This window comes from Novosphingobium sp. MBES04, assembly GCF_000813185.1.
In the GTDB taxonomy this organism is placed as follows: Bacteria; Pseudomonadota; Alphaproteobacteria; order Sphingomonadales; family Sphingomonadaceae; genus Novosphingobium; species Novosphingobium decolorationis.
This window is the reverse complement of record NZ_DF850488.1, coordinates 2,880,823-2,887,172: the sequence shown is the minus strand read 5'-3', so window position 1 is coordinate 2,887,172 and position 6,350 is coordinate 2,880,823. Positions and strand designations below refer to the sequence as shown.

Sequence of the window (6,350 nt, the reverse complement as noted above, 5' to 3'; positions counted from 1 at the left end):
AAAGCATCCCAAAACTGGCTGTTTTCTGCGGTTTTTGAGTGGTATTATGGCTCCGTCAGGTTCGGGCCATTTCACTAAATCTCACCCAAATGATGGTAGATTTGATGGTTGTCCCGCCAAAGCGATCGGGAACTACCATCATGTCCTACGGAAACCGGCAGAAATCCGGGCTAAATGCGGCCTGTGTGTCGCGTGCAAAACCCAGGGACAAGGCCTACAAGCTCAGCGACCGCGACGGGCTCTATCTTCAGATCGAACCGAGCGGCACCAAGTCCTGGAGAATGAACTACCGCATTCTCGGAAAACAGAAAACCATCAACTTCGGCCGTTGGCCGGAGCTGCCGCTGGGTGAAGCGCGGACACGTCTGCTCGACGCAAGGCGCCTCATCGCCGATGGAACTGACCCAATCGAGCAGGCCAAGCTGGAAAAGATCGCGAAGACCCTCGCCGCCTCGCATACGTTCGAAGCGGTCGGGAACGAGTGGCTCGAAAAGATCGGCGCCGAGGGCGCAGCAGCGATGACGATCAAGAAGTCGCGCTGGCTTCTCGCCAAGCTCTATCCCGCGCTCGGTCAGCGTCCGATTGCCGAAATCTCCCCGCATGAGCTGCTCCTCGCGCTCAAGAAGATCGAGGCCTCGAAGCGGTACGACACCGCCAATCGCGCACGCACGGCGGCCAGCCAGGTCTTTCGTTATGCGATCGCGACGGCGCGTGCCGAGCGCGATATCGCTACGGACCTGCGCGGCGCCCTCATTACTCCGAAAACAAACCATCGGGCCGCGATTACCACACCGGTCGAGGCCGGCGCGCTGCTACGCACCATCGACACTTATGACGGCTACGCCCTCACCCGAACCGCACTGCGTTTGCTGGCGCACGTCTTCGTTCGTCCAGGCGAACTGCGCTGGGCCGAATGGAAGGAGTTCGACCTCAAGAAGCGGGTCTGGACGATCCCGGCCCACAAGATGAAAATGCGGCGCCCTCATGCCGTTCCGCTGTCGCTACAGGTGCTGGGCATCTTGGAAGAGATCGAACACGATGCCGATTACAGCCCCTTCCTCTTCCCATCATTGCGCTCTTTCGAGCGCCCGATGTCGGACAACACGATCAACGCCGCGCTCCGGCGGCTCGGCTACGGCAAGGACGAAATGACCGGCCACGGGTTTCGGGCGCTGGCCGCAACCCTGCTCAATGAAATGGGCTGCTGGAATCCCGATGCGATCGAACGCCAGCTTGCCCATGCCGATGGCAATTCAATTCGCCGCGCCTATGCGCGCGGCCAGTACTGGGACGAACGCGTTCGCATGATGCAGCACTGGTCGGACCATATCGACCAGCTGCGCGACGGGGCCACGGTTCTGCGACCCAAGTTTGGCCATAGCGGGTCATGAATAACCGACGTGATTGTGGCCTCGCTGTACGCACGATCCCGATTTAACAGTTGAGACGTTAAATAGGAGCGTAGTGTTAGAACGCACTGCTGAACTAAGGTCATACCGACGGCGGCGTCCCAGCCCTGACGGCCTGACCGCGCTCTACTTCCGCTGCCGCTCCAGCCGAGCCACCATGCGGCGTCTCGTCGGCATAGCCGTCACGATCGCATGACGCGTTCCGTCCCGCCCTGGACGGGCCGGTCGGGCTGCTCCTGGCATCCCGTCAATAGTCGCCGCGCGTGAGGCGCGGCGGCGTTGAGCCTTGGCGGCTCCGTGGTGGCGGGGGGCGTCGCGGCCCTCTAGCCCCGCCTCGACGGCGCGCAACCCGTTCGCTGCGCTGCCGGGTGCTCCTCTTCGTTTCGCCCCTTCGGGTGCGCCCCGCCTTTAGCCGGCGGGGCTTCTGGTCTGCTCCTGCCGCCCCCCGCCACCCTGGCGCCGGTCAATGGCGGTTGAGGAAAGGAGCAGGAGTTATGGCCGACCGTCAGAGCCTTTATGGCGAGGTGACCGCACGAGTGATCGCCGAGCTGGAAGAAGGACGCCTTCCGTGGGTGCAGCCTTGGGACAAGGCCCGGTGTGCATGCACGATGCCGCACAACGCAGTGTCCGGACGAGTTTATTCCGGAATTAATGTGCTGATTTTGTGGTGCGAGGCGGTGGAGCGGGGGTTCACATCGCAGCGCTGGCTTACCTACAAGCAGGCCGAGAAGGCAGGCGGGTATGTCCGGCGCGGAGAGAAAGGCACGGTCATTTGCTATGCCGACCGCTTCACCTCCAAGGACGAGGCCACGAAGGCCGCAGGCGAGGACCGCGAGGCGCGCACGATTGCCTTCCTGAAGCGCTTCACGGCGTTCAATCTCGACCAGATCGAGGGGCTGCCCGAACAGTATGCGGAAGAACCGGTGGCGCTCGATCCTGTCCTTGCGATTGCCGAGGTGGACAGGCTGATTACCGCCAGCGGTGCCGACTTCCGGGTCGGCGGGAGCGAAGCGTTCTATTCACCCAAGCAAGATTATGTGCAGGTGCCCCCGCAGGCCGCCTTTCATGAGCCGGTGAATTGGTTTCGCACGGCGCTGCACGAGCTTGGCCATTGGGCTGGCGGCAAGGGACGGCTGGAGCGCGATCAGAGCGGCAAGTTCGGTTCGGCCTTGTACGCCAAGGAAGAACTGGTCGCCGAAATGACCTCCGCCTTTGCCTGCGCGTCGCTGGGTATCGAGCCCACGGTTCGCCATTCCGATTACATTGGGGCGTGGCTTGAGGTCATGCGCGCCGACGAGAAGGCTATCTTCCGGGCGGCAAGTGCAGCCAGCAAGGGCGCCGACTACCTCCTTGCCTTCGGGGAGGATGCGGCATGATGCGGCGTTTCTACCAGCTGGAGCAGGCTATCCGCGAAGCGTTCCTGCGCGATGCCTTTCCCGAATACGAGGACCCGCAAGTGCGGCGAGTGGCGCGGGCGGTCCATTCGTTGCCGCGCTTCCACCGTCAGCTGTTCTGCCTCGTGCGCTATGATTGTTGGTCCTACGACGAGATCGCCGCGCGCTTCGATATCAGCGTGCGCCGGGTGGAGATCGAGATGGGCCGCGCAATTGCGATGCTGGGGCGGTCTCTAGATCGGCAGAAGCGCAAGGGCTGGTGAGCAAACGGGCGCGCCCGCTGCGGCGGGCGCGCCTGGCTGTTGCTGGTCTGGGTGAATGGCTCATGCCGGAGGGGGAAAGTCGTCGACCGAGTAGAAGATGGGATTGCGCATCCATTCCGTGACGGCGCTTTCTCGCCAGCCGCAGCATCGTTCGGCGAGGCGCACTTGCCTCGGAAAGGTCCCGCTCTGAATCTTGCGGTAGAGAGTCGCGCGGGAAAGGCCCGTACGGTCGAGCACATCGCCGAGGCGGAGAAAGCGGTCAGGGGGCGTCATCATGTTCATGTGGCATGTCCTCCGATTTGGTGAGGTGGACTGGCCGGCCACAAACAAGAATGGGCCAAAACGAGCCGGGATCAAGGGTATGCGGCACTGGCTGGAGCGCAGAACCTGGCGAAGTGAACGATCCGGGACGTCTAAGGACGGCTGGGGACGAGCGAAAAAATCTGCCGCCAGAATTTCCATTTTGACGTTTCGCTCGCCAACCGTCTCAACAGGCATCGGGAGCCAGCCGATATACCGAATATCTGGCCGAATCACTGAGCGTATCGCACCGATGGTTGGACGGCAGCGCTGCATTCGCACACCGCAAGACTGATTGTGATTTCGGGCCGATAGCCCACTTTTTAATGGCGTGTTGGGGCCGATAGGCGAATGTCGGGTTCAGAGAGCAGAAAGTGGGATAGCTGCCGCTCACACCCCGGCAGCAGCCGCTAACATCGGCCATTTCGCGCGTTGCGCCCCGTCGATCGCTTCCGCCTTGGGGAATAGCGCGCGGCTAGGAAAGAGCGTGCCTCCTCGTCCGGATCGGCTTGGCTTGCTCGGGACCGTGCATTTCGAAGAGCTCGACATCGGGTTCGGTTTCGACCTTGACCATAGCCTGCACACGCGCAATTGTTCCGACCTTAAAGACGACAGCGAAAGCGGTTGCCAGGCGCGTCCGAAGCACGCATTTCTGCAATATACCGCCAAGGTGTCCCATGTCCGGCAAGAACCAGCATTACATCCCGCAGTCCTTGTTGCGCGCCTTCCGGATCGGTCCTGGAAAAATCGCTCGCGTCTTCAAGTTTCAGGCGGAAGGAATCTTTCCGCTTCCCACCAAGCAGGTAGCCGCTGAAGACTGGTACTATTCGCATCTGTCCACAGACGGTAGCAAAACGCTCGATGACCTGATCACCGACCATGAGGGCGGGCAACTCACGGCAGATTTCGAAGCCCTGTACGCAGCACCTGCGGGTTCTATCGAGGCAGCGCTTGCTGCGCGGACGATCGGTCATCTGTATGGCCGGGTTGATCATGTCCGCGGTGTAGTGCGCACGGGCGCAGCGCTCCTTGCCGACATGATCGAGCAGTTGTTCGGCGGCGAAGACGAGCTTCGATATATGCTCGGCACCGACGGTCCACTGCCGGGCAAGCGCTTTCGCGAAGCCTTCGCCAACGCGATGAAAGACGAGACTAGCTTGGCTGCCTTTGGCCTGCCGGCACCTGTCCTTGAGTCAATCTCCTACATGATCCTGCGAGAGCAGTTCGCCTCTGGTATGACCGAGTTTAACGACCATGCCATGGCGCTAGCCAGCGTCTTTCGGGAGAATGCTTCTACGATGGCGCGGGACGCGCAGGTGAAAAGTCTGACCACATCTTTGCTTCCTAGCGCTCGCGTCAATTTGCTTGAATGCCTTGATTGGAGCGTCATCGATGTCAGCGCGCCCAGCTTCATACTGCCTGACTTCGTGGCCGTGGCGCGTAGTGCACTGGGTGAGACAGGAACGCTCCTCACCTTCGACAAGGAAGAGATCACAACCGTTCTGATGCCGTTGTCGCCGACGCGGATGCTGGTCGGAAAACGTGAGGACGAACCTGACGAGTTGGACCTTTTCAACCAGCGGGCGGCGCCCCATTGCCTCGCCTTTTTCGTCAGCTCGTTCAAAGACGAAGCCCTCGAGGCTTTGCAGGGTGCCATCGGCCAAAAAGTTTTCGACCCGATCCACGGGGCGTTGGCCGAGGCTGCTACAGACTTCCGGCGCCAAGTAGAAGATCCCGACAGTGCGACGACGGGAGCACCGACCGACTGGGATCCCGAATTGCCCGCATCGTTCACGCTCGAGATGAGCGGATATGACGATGCTTCACGGGAAGCCACGGGCGCGGTTCTGATGCGACTTGTCGCATGGGCCCGACTGCGCTTCGATGTCAGCAGGCTCATCCTTTTCGTGATAGCGGAAGATTATGAGCGCGCACTCAGCGAGCTGGATCGTGGCAACCTCGACACGGGTGAGCCAGTGGTCCCTTCGAAGCAGGGGTACAGCGTCGCCTATAATGTACCGATCGAGCGAGACGGACGCTTGGGGGTCGCGATTGTCCTGCGGCCTGGAATTCCAAACATGCTGCTCGGAGACGATGACGAGCATTACGCCGTCGCGGCTGGCATTGTCCTCGCGCAACTCGCCCGCCTTGGCGCGGACGCATTACTCGAAAAGGTCTATGCAGGGGGCGGGGTCGCTGGCGATGCCTGTGACCGGGCCATGGCACCACGCACGCAGGAGGTGTGGCGCAGCTATTTCATAGGCCAGTATCAAAGCGCGTTCGGCGAAGGCGTCCGCGAGGAATATCGCGCAAGCCTTCTCACGCATCTTGATGGAATGGAAGAGCGGCTGACGGAAGCGAGGCGCGCCTATCACTTGGACAACGATGCCGACGCGTTGATAGCGCGAGCGCTTCCTGACGCGATGGGCGCCGTCAGCCTCGCTGGCCTCGCCAGTGCTTACATGGGAACTGACCCGGACGAGATGTCCATCAAGGCCTTCCGGAGCGAGCTGGCCGCGCGAGGTCTTTTGAACTGGTTCGAGCTTTTGACGCGCGATTTTGCAGAAATCTGGAGCGTGGGCAATCCGTATCCGGATCAGGAGGCTTTTCTGGTAATCAACCGTCACGCTCAGCGGATGCTGTTGACAGGTCAGATTTTCTATTGGGAAAGCGAGCAGGGCATCAACGTGATGGCCTTAAACACACATGATGTCGAATGGCTTTCCATGGCTGGCAAATAACGCCTGCTCGACTCCGATTGTTTCAACCCTCAATGCCCGCCTGCCCTAATACACGGCCGGATCTGGTCCGAGGCAGAGGCCCACGGCATTGCGGATGACGAACCAGGCATTCAGCGCCTCGAAATCTCCTCCCGCGGCCAGCCATTTTCTTTCACGGCCGCTGCTTGCTGTCTTTCAGAACGTCCGGTGATCGGCTGAAAGCTGTCCTTTCGACGCAGGCCCGGGAACGACGGTTTTGTCCCA

5 protein-coding genes are annotated in these 6,350 nt (G+C 61.0%); 4 read left to right on the top strand and 1 reads right to left on the bottom strand.

Features of this window, described 5'->3' with window-relative positions; translation table 11 throughout:
* Positions 1–140 precede the first annotated feature (140 nt).
* The 3 genes from MBENS4_RS12875 to MBENS4_RS12865 all read left to right on the top strand — a co-directional run bounded on the left by MBENS4_RS12875 (position 141) and on the right by MBENS4_RS12865 (position 3,066).
* A complete protein-coding gene (locus MBENS4_RS12875) occupies positions 141–1,391 on the top strand; it encodes a tyrosine-type recombinase/integrase (protein ID WP_039391193.1) in 1,251 nt (416 codons plus the stop codon).
* Between the two features lie 512 nt (positions 1,392–1,903).
* Positions 1,904–2,785, top strand: a complete 882-nt coding sequence (locus tag MBENS4_RS12870; RefSeq protein WP_039391191.1) for an ArdC family protein — start codon at positions 1,904–1,906, stop codon at positions 2,783–2,785.
* Positions 2,782–3,066, top strand: coding sequence for an RNA polymerase sigma factor (locus tag MBENS4_RS12865; RefSeq protein ID WP_052322259.1), 285 nt, complete (start codon positions 2,782–2,784; stop codon positions 3,064–3,066). The genes MBENS4_RS12870 and MBENS4_RS12865 overlap by 4 nt, the downstream gene beginning before the upstream one ends.
* A gap of 60 nt (positions 3,067–3,126) precedes the next feature.
* Here the strand turns inward: MBENS4_RS12865 and MBENS4_RS12860 are convergent, their stop codons facing one another.
* Entirely contained in the window at positions 3,127–3,342 is a 216-nt protein-coding gene (locus tag MBENS4_RS12860; RefSeq protein ID WP_445321515.1) for a helix-turn-helix transcriptional regulator, read from the bottom strand.
* A 701-nt stretch (positions 3,343–4,043) separates the two neighbouring features.
* On the opposite strand from MBENS4_RS12860, the gene MBENS4_RS12850 reads away from it, so the two are divergent.
* Positions 4,044–6,107: a hypothetical protein gene (locus MBENS4_RS12850; RefSeq protein ID WP_039391188.1), complete on the top strand. Its 2,064-nt coding sequence runs from the start codon at positions 4,044–4,046 to the stop codon at positions 6,105–6,107.
* Positions 6,108–6,350: the final 243 nt, after the last annotated feature.

Bases quoted from the DNA above. Each gene is read 5' to 3' on its own strand.
- MBENS4_RS12850 (WP_039391188.1), top strand. From the start codon at position 4,044: ATGTCCGGCAAGAACCAGCATTACATCCCGCAGTCCTTGTTGCGCGCC.
- MBENS4_RS12865 (WP_052322259.1), top strand. From the start codon at position 2,782: ATGATGCGGCGTTTCTACCAGCTGGAGCAGGCTATCCGCGAAGCGTTC.
- MBENS4_RS12875 (WP_039391193.1), top strand. From the start codon at position 141: ATGTCCTACGGAAACCGGCAGAAATCCGGGCTAAATGCGGCCTGTGTG.
- MBENS4_RS12870 (WP_039391191.1), top strand. From the start codon at position 1,904: ATGGCCGACCGTCAGAGCCTTTATGGCGAGGTGACCGCACGAGTGATC.
- MBENS4_RS12860 (WP_445321515.1), bottom strand. From the start codon at position 3,342: ATGATGACGCCCCCTGACCGCTTTCTCCGCCTCGGCGATGTGCTCGAC.